The sequence below is a fragment of the Pontibacter beigongshangensis genome, from assembly GCF_014332515.1.
GTDB lineage: Bacteria > Bacteroidota > Bacteroidia > Cytophagales > Hymenobacteraceae > Pontibacter > Pontibacter beigongshangensis.
The window spans coordinates 14,620-31,254 of sequence record NZ_VFSD01000039.1 but is presented as its reverse complement, the minus strand read 5'-3'; the positions used below and the strand labels follow the sequence as shown (position 1 = coordinate 31,254).

Annotated in this window: 7 protein-coding genes; 1 reads left to right on the top strand and 6 read right to left on the bottom strand. The window is 51.5% G+C overall.

Annotation, left to right across the window (positions count from 1 at the left end; genetic code table 11):
- A partial coding sequence (locus tag FJM74_RS21710) for an MBG domain-containing protein (protein WP_187264750.1) occupies window positions 1-2,172 on the top strand: 2,172 nt, incomplete at its 5' end.
- Window positions 2,173-2,553: 381 nt separating this feature from the next.
- On the opposite strand, the gene FJM74_RS21705 is transcribed toward FJM74_RS21710, so the two are convergent.
- The 6 genes from FJM74_RS21705 to FJM74_RS21680 form a co-directional block, all read right to left on the bottom strand.
- Window positions 2,554-4,464 carry a right-handed parallel beta-helix repeat-containing protein gene (locus tag FJM74_RS21705; RefSeq protein WP_241739292.1) on the bottom strand — a complete coding sequence of 637 codons (1,911 nt, stop codon included), beginning with the start codon at window positions 4,462-4,464 and terminating at the stop codon, window positions 2,554-2,556.
- Window positions 4,465-4,689: 225 nt separating this feature from the next.
- Window positions 4,690-5,916 (bottom strand): alpha/beta hydrolase family protein, encoded by a 1,227-nt coding sequence (locus tag FJM74_RS21700; protein ID WP_187264749.1) that lies wholly within the window; start codon window positions 5,914-5,916, stop codon window positions 4,690-4,692.
- A 328-nt stretch (window positions 5,917-6,244) separates the two neighbouring features.
- Entirely contained in the window at window positions 6,245-9,847 is a 3,603-nt protein-coding gene (locus FJM74_RS21695; RefSeq protein WP_187264748.1) for a malectin domain-containing carbohydrate-binding protein, read from the bottom strand.
- Between the two features lie 256 nt (window positions 9,848-10,103).
- Window positions 10,104-12,950 carry a glycoside hydrolase family 95 protein gene (locus tag FJM74_RS21690; RefSeq protein ID WP_187264747.1) on the bottom strand — a complete coding sequence of 949 codons (2,847 nt, stop codon included), beginning with the start codon at window positions 12,948-12,950 and terminating at the stop codon, window positions 10,104-10,106.
- Between the two features lie 383 nt (window positions 12,951-13,333).
- Window positions 13,334-14,983: a DUF5060 domain-containing protein gene (locus tag FJM74_RS21685; RefSeq protein ID WP_206684087.1), complete on the bottom strand. Its 1,650-nt coding sequence runs from the start codon at window positions 14,981-14,983 to the stop codon at window positions 13,334-13,336.
- Window positions 14,984-15,018: 35 nt separating this feature from the next.
- Window positions 15,019-16,635 carry a glycoside hydrolase family 28 protein gene (locus FJM74_RS21680; protein ID WP_187264746.1) on the bottom strand — a complete coding sequence of 539 codons (1,617 nt, stop codon included), beginning with the start codon at window positions 16,633-16,635 and terminating at the stop codon, window positions 15,019-15,021.

Sequence of the window (16,635 nt, the reverse complement as noted above, 5' to 3'; positions counted from 1 at the left end):
ATCGGGAAGAGAGCTATAACTGTAACTCCTAATCCCGACCAAAGCAAAGTTTACGGTGCACTAGATCCAACCTTTGCTTATTCGCCAAGCGAATCTCTACTGGCTAGCAATAGCTTCACTGGCGCTTTAGAACGTGCAGGAGGAGAAACAGTAGGAGCCTACGCCTATACATTAGGAAACTTGGCAGCAGGAGACAATTATTCAATAAGCTTAGCTGTAACTGCCAATAAATTTGAAGTCACGCCACTTCCTGTAACTGTTACAGCCAATGCCGATCAGGGTAAAGTTTACGGACAAGCAGAGCCAGGTTTAGCATTCACAGCAAGTCCGGCGGTTGGTACTGTATTGCCTAATGGTGCTGTAATTGGCTTTTCTGGCTCCATTCAGCGAGCAGGAGGCGAGGGAGTTGGCGCTTATGCCATCAATCAGAATTCTCTGGCCAACAGCAATTACATCATCAACTACATCGGTGCTGATTTTACAATTAGCCCTGCTCAACTAAACCTTGTTGTTGCAAACAAAACCAAAGTGTATGGTGAAGCAGTGCCAACTCTGACCGGAACAGTGACTGGTCTGGTGAGTACAGATGGTATAACAGTTAACTATAGCACCACAGCCACTCAAGCCAGTGACGTTGTGGCCGAAGGGTATCCAATTGTCGCCGCTATCAATGATCCAAACGCTAAGTTGTCGAATTACACAGTAAGCAATTCTGCTGGAGTTCTTACTATAAACAAAGCGACCGCTACTATAGCTATTACGCCTTATAGTGGTACTTACGATGGTTTTGAACATACAGCAAGCGGCACAGCCACAGGTGTTTTTGGGGAGGACTTAAGCGCTGCCTTAACCTTTGCAGAAAGTTATACCAATGTGCCAGGCGGATCTACTACCTGGGCTTTCAGTGGTGGTACAAATTATAATAACACCAACGGTACTACTACTGTAACCATCACACCTCAAACTGCTAATCCGGTGGCCGATGCCTTCTATACCGGCTCTAGTTTCTACTGGACAACAAGTTCAACCAGCAGTACGGCAACGCTAGCACTTACGGCAACCATTCAGAACAACCTGAATTATAGCGGTGATATCAGAACAGCCAAGGTGTCGTTCTTTATTCGCAATGGCAGTTCCTTAACACCTATTAATGGTGCTCAGAACCTGCCCGTTGGCTTGGTTACACCTGGCGACCTCAGCGTAGGTACAGCCACAGCAAATGTGCAATATAACATTGGAAACTCGGCTGCCACTACCTTAACTATTGCAGTTGTTGTAAGTGGTAATTATAGGTCTAACCCGAATGACCCTACAACTGATAATACCTGCACAATTGCAAAACCAACCCCTGGTGGATTAATTGGCGGAGCTGGTTACCTCGATAATGCCACTTCTGCTGGTTATGTGAAGGGAGCACCCGATAAGAAGACTAAGTTTGACTTCTTCGTGGAGTATAACAAGAGCATGAAGAACTTCAAAGGTGGTGTTACAATCACTGTGAAAAGTTACCTCGACAGAAACGGTGTAGCATCTTCAGAACTTCATACTTATAAACTGAAAAGCAATGCCATCTCTGTACTTGCCATCAAAGGCTCAACCGCTCAGTTTTCCGGTAAAGCAAATATCTCAGAAATATTTGCTGATGGAAGAGAGGAAAGTATAGAAGGTAATTGCTCGATGCAACTCGACATGACAGATGTGCTGAATACTGGAAGAGGCGATCAATTGGCAGTTATTATCCACCGCGCCAAAGGTGGTGTATGGTACACTAATAATTGGAATGGAAGCAAATCGGTTCAGAGCGTAGTTGTGAACGAAGGAAGATGGAGCAGCGAACTTTCTGTAACTGGAAGTGGTGGTGCTATTACTGCAACCGCTACAAAAGCAGTTAGTATGGCAGAGACTACTTTAGGCACTGAGTTCTACAACTATCCAAACGCCTTCTCTGACAGAACTACTATTGTTTTCTCGGTAGCCAAAGAGCAAAATTTTGTCCTGGAGGTATACGATGTAAAAGGAGCCTTGGTGAAGAAAGTGGCCACAGGTGTTGCTGAAGCCAACAAGCAGTACGAGTACGAGCTGGAAAGCCAAAGAATGTCGGAAGGCATTTACTTCGGCAGACTAACTACCACAGATGGTGTGCAAACTGTTAAAATGATACTTAAAAAGTAGCAGTAGTTTAACGCCTGTACAAAGCAACAAGAGCCGGCTCTTGTTGCTTTGTACAGGCGTTAATTTGATCCGAAAAGGTACTTGCACACCAACAACAGGTATGATGTGATTTCCGAACAGGGGGGCGCCTTCCATTTGAATAATCAGGAGCAACTATGTAATTGGCAATGTTACCCTGACTTTTGCAAAAAAAAATTACTGGTATGAAAGCATGGGATTGTACTATCATTCTAATCACCTTCAAATCCTGTAAATCCTTGGGGTCGGGCCCTATAGACAGATTCAAACAAAAAAGAAACCCTGCTCCTCTAGACGATGTCCATCCAAAGGAAGCAGGGCTCCTGAAAATCAAAGTAAACTTTAACTTCTATAATCTAACAACTACTTTTGCTTGGCAGACGCCTGAAAGTCCTTTTTGATATCCTGGAATTCAGGCTTGATGCCGGCTTTTTTCTTGATGGCCTCATCTACCTGCGGGCCGTTGTTTTCCCATAGGTTGCCGGGGCCTGGTGAATTGGAGAAAAACTTGTCTACCTCCGTCCAGTTGTTAACAGCGCGGATATAAGAAGATCCCTCGTCGAAGTAAATATACTGATAGTGGTGCAGCATGTGCGCGTACGGCGCTTTTTCGAGGTCGTGAATGGCGTTTTCGCTGACCTCGGTGTTTGGCTGCGAGCCGAGCATGTAGATGCCGCCTACATCGTACATCTGCTTGGCAAAATGATGGATGTGATTGGCGTGCACGCGGTTGTTGCGCATGCTGTTCACGGTTCTGGTCCAGCCCCAGCCTACGCAGATGCCAGAATAGTTCAGGTGGCTCACTTCGTTGTGCTCTATGTTGATATCGTGCGCAAAGCCTATGCTGATGCCTACGGCTCCCCAGTCTTCGTTGGTGGCGTCGGTAATCAGGTTGTTGGCAATCTGAATGTGGTGCACCAGCTCGCGCCGGTCAGTCGGGTCGTAGGGTAGGTGCGCCTCAAAATCTTCGCTTCCGAAGAAACCGGCCTGAACGCCTGTGCCGCCAATATCGCTGAACACGTTGCCTTCGGCCCGGCTATGGTGCACGCCGCTCACAAAGTCGAGGCCAGTGGCAGCCATGTGCGTAAACACGCAGCGCTCTATGCTGATGTGCTTGGCGTTGGTAAGCATCATGCCTGCCGGCTGACGGCCCACCCAGGCCTGGTTTTCAAGTTTCGCTTTGTCGGGCGTTCCCGGCTCTTTCAGTTTGTAGGCCTCAATCAGGTACCAACCTGCCTGCAGTGGCACGTGGCCCTGCTCAGAGGGGCGCATCCAGGTGGTGTGTTCAAACCGGATTCCTTTAAAGTTAACATACTGCACCGGATTGTCGAGGTTGCCTTTCACTTGCACAATTGTTTCGAGGTAAGGCGCCTCTACATCCGCGCGCGACATGTTTTCGCCCTGGCGTGGCCAGTAGTACAGTTTGCCGGTTTTCTTGTTGGCAAACCACTCGCCAGGCTGGTTCAGCAGCTCTATGGCATCGGCAAAGAAAAAGGCCGAGTTACCGTTGTATTCTTTTTTATCGTCGATGAAAGGGGCAGGCCAGGGGTGCTCAAACTCTACCAGGCTCTCTGGTTGGTGAAAGGTTAGCTTGGTTCTGTTTCCTTCGGTTTTGATGGACTTTACGCGGAGGTTGGCAATGGCCCACCACTGGTGAATAATGAACTCCAACTGGTCGATGTCGTTGAATTTCACTTTGGGGGTTGGGATCCACATTTCCTGTTTCACGCCGTCCACGGCCAGAATACGGTCCAGCACGCCATCACCCAGGTTTGTAGCCCTGGTGGCTTTCTGGTCATTAACCCAAAGCTGGCGGAACTCCAGCTGGCGGCCACCCACTTTGGGTAAGTCAGCTACCCATACGTTGCCTTTTGCTGCGTTTGGTAAGCCCGGTATGTTGCCATTGGCTTTTTTCCAGCCTGTTACTTTCACTCCTCCCGAAAACACCGGGTTCTCGCCTGGTGCCGCCTCAAAGGTGGTAGGGCTGGCGGCTGTGCCGGAGTCTTCGGGGCGGATCAGCAGTGGCTCGTACAACTCGTATACACCACCCTGGAAAATAATGCGGATGCCTCCTTCTACAGAAGGATCGGAAAGGCGGCGCAAGTCCCGGGCCTTGCGCAGCGCCATGGCAGGACTAGCCATAGGGGAGGCCTTGGTGCCCGCGTTCTGGTCGGAGCCCTTCGGCGACACCCAGATGTCGGCGGCATAGGCATGGGCTGAAAAGAGGAACAGGAAAGCAAATAAAAGCAGCTTCTGTTTTTTGTTCGGATGCATAATCTATTGTTTTATGATGTAGTGTGTGGTGATGACGCTTTGGCAGGCTATAGGGGGAAATGATTTGCCAGGGCGTTCTTCCTGGCAGTTCTTTTTCTGGTTTATGACTCCCTGAAGCGCGGATCGCCTTTTACAATTGGTTTCTTTTTAATGGCAGTGAGGCAAGTGTATATCAGCCTCCGGAGGGCCTTTTCCATTAGAATAATTTGATTTCTGCCACTGTGTTTACTTCCGCTTCTTTTTGCCGTTTGCGTAAGATGCCACCAGCTTTGTAACGGCATCGTCACCCATTACGGCATGAGCCGGCCTTGGATGCTGTGCATTAAACACATGCAGGTCGTCGGGTTGGAGCAGTTTTACAAAGCTTTCGTGTATCTCTCCTTCGTCATTGATAATATTTTCCAGCGTCAGACCGAGGTGTTTCGCCAGAAAAAAGTAGGCACCTTTCCGTTTGTTCGGTCCGTAGTCGTGTCCTTCGGTGGGCAGGTGGAGGTTCTCCACTTGCTCTGTTTTGTTGTAGAGGCTGTACACGTTTTTGATGTACGGGTACTCTACCTCCGGCGTGTTTTTGGTCCAGTCTTTTCCGTCTGAGATCAGGAGCATGGGTCGTGGTGCTGCGAGTGCGGCAATTTCGACGTTGCTGGTCTGGTGGTCTTTGCTTTTGTGGATGGGCATGCCGCTTTCGCACACGCAGCCCCCAAAATGGAATGCCGACACCATCACCACCGGCACCGACACTGCAATTCTGTTGTCAATGGCCGTAAGCACAAAGGTTTGTGTTCCGCCGCCTGAGGCGCCGGTTATCCCGATTCGTTTTTTATCCACGCCCGGGAGCGAGAGCAGGAAATCCACGGCGCGGCGGCTGTTGTGCGTTTGCAGCTGCAGGGCCAGCGGGTGCTTGTGCGTGGTCTGCTGAGCATCGCCGTTGCCCACCATGTCGTAGGCGAACACGATGGCGCCCATGCGGGCAAGAGTGGCGCTGCGGTGCTGCACATCGGGCCCGAAGCGGGGATCTTTGCCATGCCCATGCGGCGACAGAATGGCTGCGTAGGAGGCCTGCTGCTGCGTAGGCCGGTACAGGTTGCCTGTCACAAAAAATCCGGGGAAGCTCTCGAACGCCACATTCTCCACAGTGTAGCCATCAAAGGTTTTTTTGCTGTGGATAATCGGGTTGAGGGGCGTGTTTGTGGGGAGTTGCTTCAGACGGGCTCCTTCCACAATGCCTTTCCGGATGCGGTCAGCTCTTTTTTCCCAACTCTTGCAGTCGTGGTAGGTGGTGGCGAACCTGTCAAGGGCAGCCTTGCCTTCTGCTTCGGTATAATAGCGGCCCTGCGTGAGTAAAGTAGTGTCTACGGCCTGTGCGCTAACGTTAGAGCCAACAATTGCCAGCAGTGCAGTAAGCAGGAGCAACTTTTTAGTTGCCAGGTAATTTATGTTAGATGGTAGACGCATGTTCTTTCTAGTTATGTTTTCTGTCGGCTACAGCCCCAATTATTCCAATGAAAAAGGCCCTTCGGAGCCCTTTGGCTTTGCTGCTCCTGTTGCTAATTCCTGGCAGCAGGGTAGTTCGCAGTCTGAAGAAAATTAGGAAATGCTCTTCAGAAAACTTCCGAACTAAAAAGTTTGGAAGAGCACTTCTCTCCTTATTTCTCGCTGTTCGGGGCCTCCAAGTGGAGGACCCTGCACAACAGAGCTGCCATTGTTGATAGAAACGCCAGTAGATTGAGTGATTTAAAGCTTAATCTACGATTTATAATCTAGTATCTACTATCTCTAGTGGCTACTGCACCGCCAGGTCATAGAAGCTCACATTTTCAGCTTCTGATGAGGTAATGCGGATTTTGTAATAGCCTGCGTTAATCATGCTGCCCGTGGTGCTGTTGATGTAGTTCCACTTGGTAGGCCGTGTAGGCGTAAACTCAACCGGTTCTTCTTTCAGCAAGGTGCCATCTATGGCAAACAACTGCATTTTGCCTTTAAACTCTCTTTCGTGCGGGTTGTGGTAGCGTACTTCCAGCGCATAAATGTCGGCCACACCCACCTCAAAATCGAACTCCACCATATTAGTCTGGTTGGCTTCTTTAAAAGTTACGGTGGCTCTTTTATTCACCACCTGGTCTGTCACCAACGATGGACCTGCTCCTTCGCCGGCTTTGGCATCGTAGCGGGTAGTGGTTTTCAGGTCATAAGCCGGGTCTATGTTTGCTGCCTTCGTTACCGCCACCGCATACATGGCTGCCGTACCCTTAGGAACGCTGCCGTTGCTGCCAAGTGTTACCGTAGCACCAGCCGGGAAACGCTTCTTATACACCACAAATTTGTTGCCTGTCTCCTGGTTATTCTCGATCACGCTTTTGGCGTCTTCATAGTCTTTCAGCCAGGCCGGCTTCTGGGTAATGCGTGCATCTATTCCCACAAAAACATCTGCTTCTGTGCTTACCGTAAATTGTGCTATTGTGCCACTTTTCGCTGCTTTTACAGTTTGTGGCATAAGTAGATATTCAGCGCCATACCAGTCTGAGGGCAAGGTGATAAAAGCTGTCTTGCTGTTGGCATATTGTTTGGCACCGGCATCCAGCCAGGTGTGAGCCGACCATTCTTTTGCCGTTGCCTTGTCTGTTACGTTCAGACTTTGGATAATAGCCGGTGATGCCGGAGCCGGTTTAAGGGCAGTGTTGGCTGAGGAGATGGCAATGGCCGAGATCAGCGCCTGACCAGAAGCGGCACGCGGAAACGAAACCACCAGCTGTCCACCTGTTACCGTTGCTTTTACCGTTTTCTTCAGGGCGCCATCGTGGCCTACTTCTTTCCAGATGTCGAGGTTCTCGATTACGGTCTGGTCGTTTATGGCTACATCAAACAAGCGCCAGCCGGTGCAGTCGAGGCCACCGCCTGTTCCCAGCCAGGGCTCTGTAAAGTACAACTCTACCTGGTACTCGCCATCCGGCACCGGAAACTCGTAGCGCAGCTTGTCGAGGCCATATCGGAAGTTCTGGAACAGTGGCCACTCATCGGTACCCTTTATCGGGTCGTGGGTGCGGCGCTGGCTGGCAAAGAACGGTGGCAACCCTGTAAAGTCGTCGGTCCACGATTTGGAGCCCCATGTGTTAGCAGTGGTTTTGTGCACATCTGCCGACCAGTTGTTGCCATGCTTGTCGGTGTAGTCGGGGCCGCCGCAGTTCACACGGTACAGGTAGTTTTGGTTAGCGGTTGCTGCCGTAAGCGGTTTGGCATCTTTCAGGAACGCGTTGAAGTTCGGTGCCTGCGGCAGGTGGTTGAGCACAATATAGTCTTTGGCTACTTCCTTGCCTTTTACATACCCCACGGCATAGAGCACGTTGTAGTTAATGTCTGCGCCGTTCCAGGTGAAGTGCACACCTTTGCCTGCCGGACGTTTTTGCCGGCCAAGCGATTTAGCATTCACGTCGTTAAACAGCTCTACCTCGTCGCAGTTGGAGTATACCACAATGCCGTCTTTTTTGCCGGGCTTGGTCCAACGGTTTGGCCAGGTGTGGGAGGCAATGTACACCATCGGCTCTGTTTCTTTGGGGGCATAGTTGGAGCGGAACATGTAGTACACATCCAGCGGCTCCTCCCAGGGCGTGAGCGTGCCTTTGTAGTTCACCGGCCCAATGCGGTCCAGCTCGCGCAGGCCTTCGCCTCCCTGCACCCGACCCGGGTTGTCGTGCGAGGTGAAGAGCCAGAAGTAATGGCCGGAGGTATTGTCGCGCACCGATTCTGCCAACCGTACTTTCATTTCCATGAGCTGGGTCATGCGGTCTTCGCTAACGGGTCCGTTCTGGTCAAATTCGCCTTCGGTGTGGAGGTCGAGCGTACGCCAGGCACCATATTCCCCGATCAGGATCTGACGCTGCACATCTTCGTGGTACAGATTCGGGTCGCCGCCATAAGTGCCGGTCCAGTTCTGGGGCACATCCCAGTCGGTGCCGCTACCGCCATTGCAGGTGGTAACTACCCGGCGCTGTGTCCAGCCGGCCGGGTCGAGCTGCCGGATCAGTTCGGTGCATTCCCGCGAGAATTCTTCTGAGAGTTTACTTTCGTTCTGAAGTCCCCACATTACCACCGAGGGGCTGTTGCGGCGTTCGCGCACCCAATCTACCAGCAGCTTTTTAAAGTTTTCTTTGAACTCAGGGGTGTCGTACCAGATGTGGGCCGAAATCTGTGTCCAGAGCAGCACACCCAGTTCATCCCAATGCTGGTGGTAGCGCAGGTTGTGCGGCTGGTGTCCGTCGCGGAACGAGTTAAAGCCCGCTGCTTTCATCTGCATCACGCGAGAGCGTACCTGTTCATCGCTGAAGGCATGGCTCTGGCCGATCAGGTGCTCATATTCTGCCACACCATTCAGGAACACGGGCTTGCCGTTCAGGTAAAAGCGTTTGTCGTTATCAGTTCTGGCAACCGGCCAGCTTATCCACCTGATGCCGTACGGCGTGGAGAGCTGGTCGATGGTTTTGTTTTTCTCTACAACTTCCGTTACCAGGGCGTACAAATACGGGTCTTCTACCGACCACAGGTGCGGATTGTTGATAACCGGCGGCCGCTGGCTGATAATTGCCATTTGGCCGGGCTTAATTTTGGACTTCGACTTGGATTGCGCCACCGTTTTACCCGCTTTATCCACAAGGCGGTTGATAACTGTTACGGTTCTGCTTTTGTTGCCGTAGTTTTTGACCTCAGCGTTGATGTTGAGTTGGGCAGACTTTTCAGAAATAGTGGAGTCGTTCCAGATATGGACACCAAACGGCTCTATCCTTACTTCGTCTGTAATAACCAGGTGAACGGGGCGGAAGATGCCCATCGGCTGCGAGCCTTCAGAGAATCCGCGTTCGTCGGAGCAACCTCCGCACACCCAGGGCAGGTCTTTTATTTCGGCCGGATGATCGGCCCGAACAGCCAGCAGGTTTTCTTTCTTATCGAGGTTAATGGCATCTGTCACATCGAGTGTAAAGGTGGTTCTGCCGCCTGCATGATAGCCTACTTGTTTTCCGTTCAGCCAAACAGTGGCATAGGAGCCAACCCCTTCAAAATAGAGGAAGTAGCGTTTCCCCTTTTGCTGTGGCTCCACCTGAAATGTTTTGCGGTACCAGGCATAGCCATGCCTGTTGCCATGGCGCATGCGGCGGTAGCCTTCATAGCCGTCCCAGTTATGGGGCACGTCTACTTCTTTCCAGTTTTTAGTTGCATAAGAGGTTTGTTCAAACCCGTTATGTGCCTGTATGTTTTTGTCGTCGGCAATGGAGTGCCAGCCCTTGTTAAGGGAGATTTCCTGTCGGACGCCAACCTGGGCAACTGCCTCGAAAGCTGAAAAGCAGGTCGTCAGGAAAACTAAAAGCGGGACAAAGAAATGTTTATTTGTGAGCATGTTGAAGGGTACTGGTTGTTTTATTCTCTTGTTTAAAATTAAATGGGGCCCTTTGGGCTAAGGTAACTTCAGGAGCAATTATGCCAATGGTTTTGCCCTTCCGGAGTCATTTTTTAGGTTATATACCAAATGCTTTAGGAACTTTAAGTTGCATTTTTAGCTACAAGCTCCAGCTTCGAATCTTCAAATTTTCCGATTAGCACATGAACTAAATTATTCTAATGAAAAAGGCCCTCCGGAGCTGCCGCAGCTTTGGCTACAGCAGCTTCAAGTCTTTATTTAGCTTATAAGTTTTGCCTTTCTGCGTATCGAAGCTTACCGTTTTACCGGCATAGCGCACCACACATTTGTTCCCGGCCAGTGAGGTTACCTCCAGATTCTGCAGCTGGCCGTTTGCCCATTTCAGGTTCAGTTCGTAGCCGCCCCGGGCACGGATGCCGTTTATTTCACCAGCTGGCAGCATTTTTGGCAGGGCCGGCAGCACATCAATGGCACCATCGTGGCTTTGAAGCAGCATTTCGGCTATGCCCACGGCACCACCCATATTTCCGTCGATCTGGAAAGGCGGATGTGCATCGAACAGGTTGGGGTAGGAGCCTCCTCCTTTTGCTGCCGGATGAATAAGCATGTTCACCATTTTATAGGCGTGGTCGCCATCCAGGAACCGGCTCCAGAAGTTCAGTTTCCAGGCCAGGCTCCAACCGGTACCTTCGTCGCCCCGCATCAGCAGCGATTGTTTGGCCGCCTTCATCATATCAGGACTCTTTTGCCAGGTAATATCGTCGCCGGGGTGCATGCCCCACAGGTGCGACACGTGGCGGTGCTTGTTGTTCGGGTCGTCGACATCCTGTAGCCACTCCTGTAGCTGCCCGTGTCTGCCTATTTGGTTCGGAGCAATTTTAGGCCACATTTCTTTTAGCTTGGTACGGAAGGCGGCATCGGTGCCTAAGGTCTCACTAGCCGCAATTGTTTTCTGGAACAGGCTTCTGATGAGTTGGTGATCCATGGTCGGGCCAGCCACCAGCCCGCCGTTTTCAGGCGAATTGGATGGCGTGCTGATCAGCCAGCCGGTCTTAGGATCTTCTACCAGGAAGTCTACAAAAAACTCGGCTGCCCCCTTCATTACCGGGTAAGCGCGCTCTTTCAGGAATTCCTTGTCCTGTGTGTATTCGTAGCGGTCCCAGAGGTGGTGGCTGAGCCAGGCGCCTCCGCCAACCCAGATGCCATGATTCGAGGCATTGATAGGGGCGGTGCCGCGCCACAGGTCGGTGTTGTGGTGCATGAGCCAGCCGGGGGCGTTGTAATGGGCCTTGGCTGTTACTTTGCCTCTTTCTGCCAGCTCGTCGATCATGTCGAACAGGGGCTCATGCATGGGCGAGAGGTTAAGCGGCTCGGCGGGCCAGTAAATCATTTCTACGTTGATGTTGGTGGTGTACTTGCTGCCCCAGGGTGGTACCAGCATGTCGTTCCAGATGCCTTGTATATTGGCAGGGCGCGTGCCGGGACGTGAACTGGAGATGAGCAGGTAGCGGCCAAACTGCAGGTACAGCGGCACCATAGACGGATCTGACGAAGAGGAGAACTTCGCGATACGCTCGTTTGTAGGCAGGTCGGCGTTGGCCGTACGCGGCGTGGTAAAGGTGAGCGTGTTGAAGTAGCCCTGGTATTCTTTTACGTGCTCTGCCCTTACCTGCTCATAAGTTGTGTTTTGAACAGTGCGCAAGGCCTGGCGGCACACTTCTTCCGGGTTGCCCGACACATCGTCGAAGCGTACGAAGTTAGTGCCTGCCGTCAGGTAAAGTGTGGCTTCGTTTGCTCCGGTTATGGTTATCTTATCATTCGTTACCGTTACTTTTCCGCCTTTGGTTTTGGCGTTCAGGAAGCTTTCGCCTCGCAAGGCTCCGTTCTTTACCTGCAGGCTCAGCGCCAGGGTTTGCTCATCTATTTTGCGGGTAGAGGATTTTTTGTGCGGACTGCTCAGCGACGTTTCGAATGTGATTTGGCCCGGCTTGCTGGCTTTGAGGTGCACTGCCACCACCTGGTTAGGTGCGCTGGCGATGTACTCGCGTGTGAACTCGATGCCGTTGGCGGTGTAGCTGGTGCGGGATGTAGCGTTCTCTATATCAAGTTCTCGCCTGTAATTGGTGGCGTTCTCATGGCCTTTAAAATCGAGCCATAGGTCGCCGAACGCCTGATACGATGCCTGGAAGGCAGGTACGGCTGGTGGCATGTCGTCCTGAATCCAGTATTTCCAGGGTTTGGTGTTGAGCGCGATCAGGTTTTTCTCCGGCTCCGGATCGCCTTCGGGGTAGACCGAAAGGGGAATGTTGCCGAATTTGTGGCCGATAATGCCGCCTTTGTCATAGTAGTTGAGCACCTGCACCGAAATCTGGTTCTTGCCTTTTTTCAGGAGCTTGGCCGGAATAATGTAGCGGCGGTGGTTCCCGATGCCGGTCGTGTTGCCAACCAGTTGGCCATTCACAAACGTGAAGTCTTCGTCGCGAATTCTGCCCAGTTCCAGTTTCAGGTCTTTGCCTTTCCATTTTTTAGGCAGCTCGAAAGTAGTTCTAAACCAGACAGCGCCGTCCATGCCTTCCATGCCCTCAATGTCGGTGCTTTCCCAGCCTTGCTCGGTTGGGAGCTTCATTTCTTTCCACTGGCTGTCGTTGAACTTGGCAAGGGTGGGAGAGCCCGGCTGTGTCTGGAAGGCGGTTGCTTTCTCTTTCCACTTGGCCTGATCTCCTGCTTCAGAACTTTTCAGGCCCATAAAGTGCTCCTGGGCCAGTTGCTCCGCTTCTTTCTGCTTGCCTTCGGCCAATAGTTTTCTCAGTTCCGGCAGGTGTTTATGGGCTCCCTGGCGGGCATACTCTCTTGGCTCGCCTGTCCAGAGGGTTTCTTCGTTAAACTGTATTCTCTCTTTTTCAACTCCCCCATACACCATGGCGGCCAGCCGGCCATTGCCCAGGGGCAGTGCCTCGGTCCACTCTTTGGCGGGGGCGTTATACCATAAAGTCAGATCCGGCTTGTTTTCCTGTTTTGGATTAAAGGAAAACAGGCCGGCTAAGAGTAAAAAACAAAGGGTTGCAAAGCTTTTGGCTTTCATATGGTGTGGTTTTTTTTAAAGGACACAAGATGCAGGACATAAGACACAAGACTCACTTGCCTTTAGCACGAAAGTATTGGTCGCTACTCCTGAGGCTGCCTAAAGCGGCATCTATATCTAATTTTAAGTTACAACTGAGCAGCAATTATTCCAATGAAAAAGGCCCTCCGGAGCCTGTTTAAGTTGTTTGATGCTGCTGCATTATGTCAGAATCTTTCTATAGGGCTCCTTCCCCAAGAATTTTCAGAATTAAAAGGTTTTCAGAATGTCCTCATGGCTGTATTACCCTTGAGTTCTGGTGCCTCCTTTATTTCTTGTTTCTATTTCTGAGGTAATTATTCTAATGAAAATGGCCCTCCAGCGGCTATTGTCTTATGCTGCTGCTATTCTTCTACCTCGTCGGTCAGCTCATTGCGTTTCACGGCTTTCCCGTTGTCGTTTGTAGGGCCGTCTACCCGCTGTATCCGGATGGCCTGGTAGGGCTTATTGGGCAGCTTTATCTTCGACTTCTTTTTGTCGGTGAATTTATAGCGGTTCACTTCTTCTACCTCAAAGACCTGGCCAACAGGTGTTATCTTCATGTTCCAGGCATCAATGATATCGGCCTTGAATTTCATGCCCGGCTTCAGGGCATCGTCTGGGAGCTCAAAGGTCCAGTTTTTAGGCGTGTCTTTGCCGAAGTAGTAGAGGTAGTATTCGCCATACTTTCCGGCTGCGTTCATCAGGTAGTACTGGTCCAATGGGTTTAGCCCTTCTTTAGGACCCTGCTCCACCACCTGTTTCAGGAAGGCGATGCGTTTGGGGCTGCTGCCGGAGAGGGTGCCGCCGTTCGAGATCCAACCTTCTTCGGTGGCCTCGCCATGTGTGGCATAGGAACCGCCCACATAGGCAATCCAGAAGCGGTCTACCATCTCCTCGCCCGAAAGCTGGCCCCAGCGCCTGCTGATGTTGCCTTCGTAATTGATCTCGTCGTGCACAATGGGTTTGCGGTAAATGTCGCGGAGCAGGGGCGAAACGCCAAAGGCTTTCACGGCATTGTAATACTGCAGGCTCACGTGCGTGACCCAGGGCTTGGAGTAGTCGTAGAGTCTGTCGGCGTTGTGGATGGAGCGCAGGTGCTGGTACGGGTCATGTTTTTCCACTACCTTAAACAGGGTATCCCAATCCTCCTGCGAAAGGTGGCGCATAAAGCTGTTTTCGTTGGCCAGGCTCCACCAGATGTTGCGGTAAGCTCCGAAGCGGGCGATCACGTAGCGGATAAAGCGCTCGTTCGTGGCCATGTCCATCTTATCGAAGCCCCAGGCACCATCGTAGGGGCGGAGCAGGATAAAGTCGGCTTCCACACCAAGGTCGCGTAATTGGGCCACGCAGTGCTCCAGGTGCTGAAAGTATTCGGTATTGAACCGGGAAAAATCCCAATTGTCTTTGCTGGTGCCTTCAAACGGAAACTGTGTCAGTTTCAGCGGTCCCTCTACATATTTTTCTTTGTAAGGAGGTATCGCCAGGAAGCGTGCTTTATTAAAAGGCGAGTTTTTTAGGGTCTCGATGGTCTGGTCCTGCCGCTCCTGGGGCTGATAAGGCCACTCGTAGATGGTGGTGCCGAAGGGCAAGTAGGGTGTGCCGTCTTCGTAAGCGAAATGGTATTGGTTGCGCACCCGCACCGGCCCGTGGTTGCCTGCCGAGGCAGGGGTGCACACAAAAGAACCTTTTTTGCCGTTCAGCGCCTCGTGGCGGCTTTTGGTTTCGTAGGTCCAGGTTCCTTCGGCATCGGGCATGAAGCGTACTTTGTAGGTGCCGTTGCCATCGTAAAAGCCGTCTGGCGTGTACGTTTTTTCTCCCTGCCGGAACTCAGCCGTAAGCGGTATTTCAATAAACGGATTGCCAGCCGCCGGACCAGCCAGGGTCAGCTCAAAAATATCCCATTTCTCCACCTGGTCCTGAACAGGTTTATCCTGGGCAACCAAAGGGCCGGCCAGGATAAACAATATGATCAGTTGAAATAAAGCTTTTATGCGCATGCCTGTGTTCCTCATCAGGGCTGAGTTGTTAGAATATTTTGCCGATGCTGCTACTTAGCCGTGGCCTGCTGCTTGGAGTCCGTCACCACGGTTTCGGTTACCTCCTTCTCTTGGGCTACCGGCGTTTTTACATGGCGGAAGTTGTTGCCATTCAGGATGATGCCTTTGGTATTGCGGCCTTTCAGTTGCAGGTACACATCCGTGCCGGGGCGAGGGTTGGCGTTAAATATAAAGGCGTCGTCTACATTGTTTAATTCCACGACAGGTGTGTTGGCATGTGGCTTGTGTGTTTTCACGCCTCCAAATTCCATCATCTGCACGTCTTCTGCCTGAATAGCCGGGCCAGATTCGGTGTTTATCGTTACGTTATGGAATTCAATGTTTTTGGCATTCCGGATGATGGCGCCTGTTTTGGCGTTCATGTTCATGTTGTTAAAGGTGATGTTCTCCACAGGCATCTCTTCAAGTCCATCAATCAATATTGCTTCGTTGGCATCTACTACCGTAATGTCGCTGATATGGATGTTGCGGAACACCGGCGTTCTTTCCGTAACAGGTTCCGGCTCCGTTTTAGCATATTGCATGCTCAGTACAATCGCCTGGTCCTTGATGTCTTTCATGATGATGTTGTCCACGCGAATCTCTTCTACCACGCCACCGCGCCCACGGGCTGTTTTAATCCGGATGCCACGGTCTGTTCCGTCGAACACGCAGTTGGAGATCGTGATCTTCTTCACATCGCCAGACATTTCGCTGCCGATTACCACGCCGCCATGGCCTCTGAGCATGGTGCAGTTGGTGATGGTGTAGTTCTCGGCCGGTGTCGCCATTTTGCGGCCCGCTCTGTCTTTGCCCGATTTAATGGTAATGCAGTCGTCGCCCACGCTGATGTGGCAGTCTGAGATGTGCACATAGCGGCAGGAAGATGGGTTAATGCCGTCGGTGTTCGGCGAATCCGGGTTGTTGATGGTCACGCCCGTAATGGTCACGTTCTCGCAGAACTCGGGGTTAACAGTCCAGAAAGGCGAGTTGATGATGGTGATGCCCTCGATACGCACGTTTTTGCAGAAAAGAGGCTGGATGAAGGGCGGGCGCAGGAAGCCGCGCGCGATCATGCCCGGGATGTCAGGCATCAGCACATCTTTGTTGTTTTTGTCGAACTCGAGCTGCCACTTGGTACGGGGCATGCTTTTGTCGTAGAGCTTGTGGTGGAAATCCCACCATTTTTTGCCCTGCCCGTCTATGGTGCCGCGGCCCATGATGGTAATGTTCTCCTGCTCGTAGGCGTAGAAGAGTGGCGAGAAGTTTACCACGTCAATACCTTCCCAGCGCGAGGGAACCATCGGCAGGTAATCGTCGAAATTGTCGCTGAACTTGATCAGGGCACCCGCATCTATAAAGATGGTGATGTTGCTTTTCAGATGGATAGGACCGGTCAGGTATTCGCCAGCCGGGAAAAATACCGTGCCGCCACCTGCTTTCGAAGCGGCATCGATGGCTTTTTTGATGGCTTCGGTGGCTATTTTGCTGCCATCATTCTTGGCGCCGTACTTCAGTACGTTGTAGTAGGGGCTTTTCTCTGCCCTGGCCGTTACCGCCGAAAGCATGACGAAACAAAAAAGCGAAAATAAGAAGCTTCGGAGGATGCTGGACCGTCTCGTGTTCAT

Bases quoted from the DNA above. Each gene is read 5' to 3' on its own strand.
- FJM74_RS21690 (WP_187264747.1), bottom strand. From the start codon at position 12,950: ATGAAAGCCAAAAGCTTTGCAACCCTTTGTTTTTTACTCTTAGCCGGC.
- FJM74_RS21695 (WP_187264748.1), bottom strand. From the start codon at position 9,847: ATGCTCACAAATAAACATTTCTTTGTCCCGCTTTTAGTTTTCCTGACG.
- FJM74_RS21680 (WP_187264746.1), bottom strand. From the start codon at position 16,635: ATGAACACGAGACGGTCCAGCATCCTCCGAAGCTTCTTATTTTCGCTT.
- FJM74_RS21700 (WP_187264749.1), bottom strand. From the start codon at position 5,916: ATGCGTCTACCATCTAACATAAATTACCTGGCAACTAAAAAGTTGCTC.
- FJM74_RS21685 (WP_206684087.1), bottom strand. From the start codon at position 14,983: ATGAGGAACACAGGCATGCGCATAAAAGCTTTATTTCAACTGATCATA.
- FJM74_RS21705 (WP_241739292.1), bottom strand. From the start codon at position 4,464: ATGCATCCGAACAAAAAACAGAAGCTGCTTTTATTTGCTTTCCTGTTC.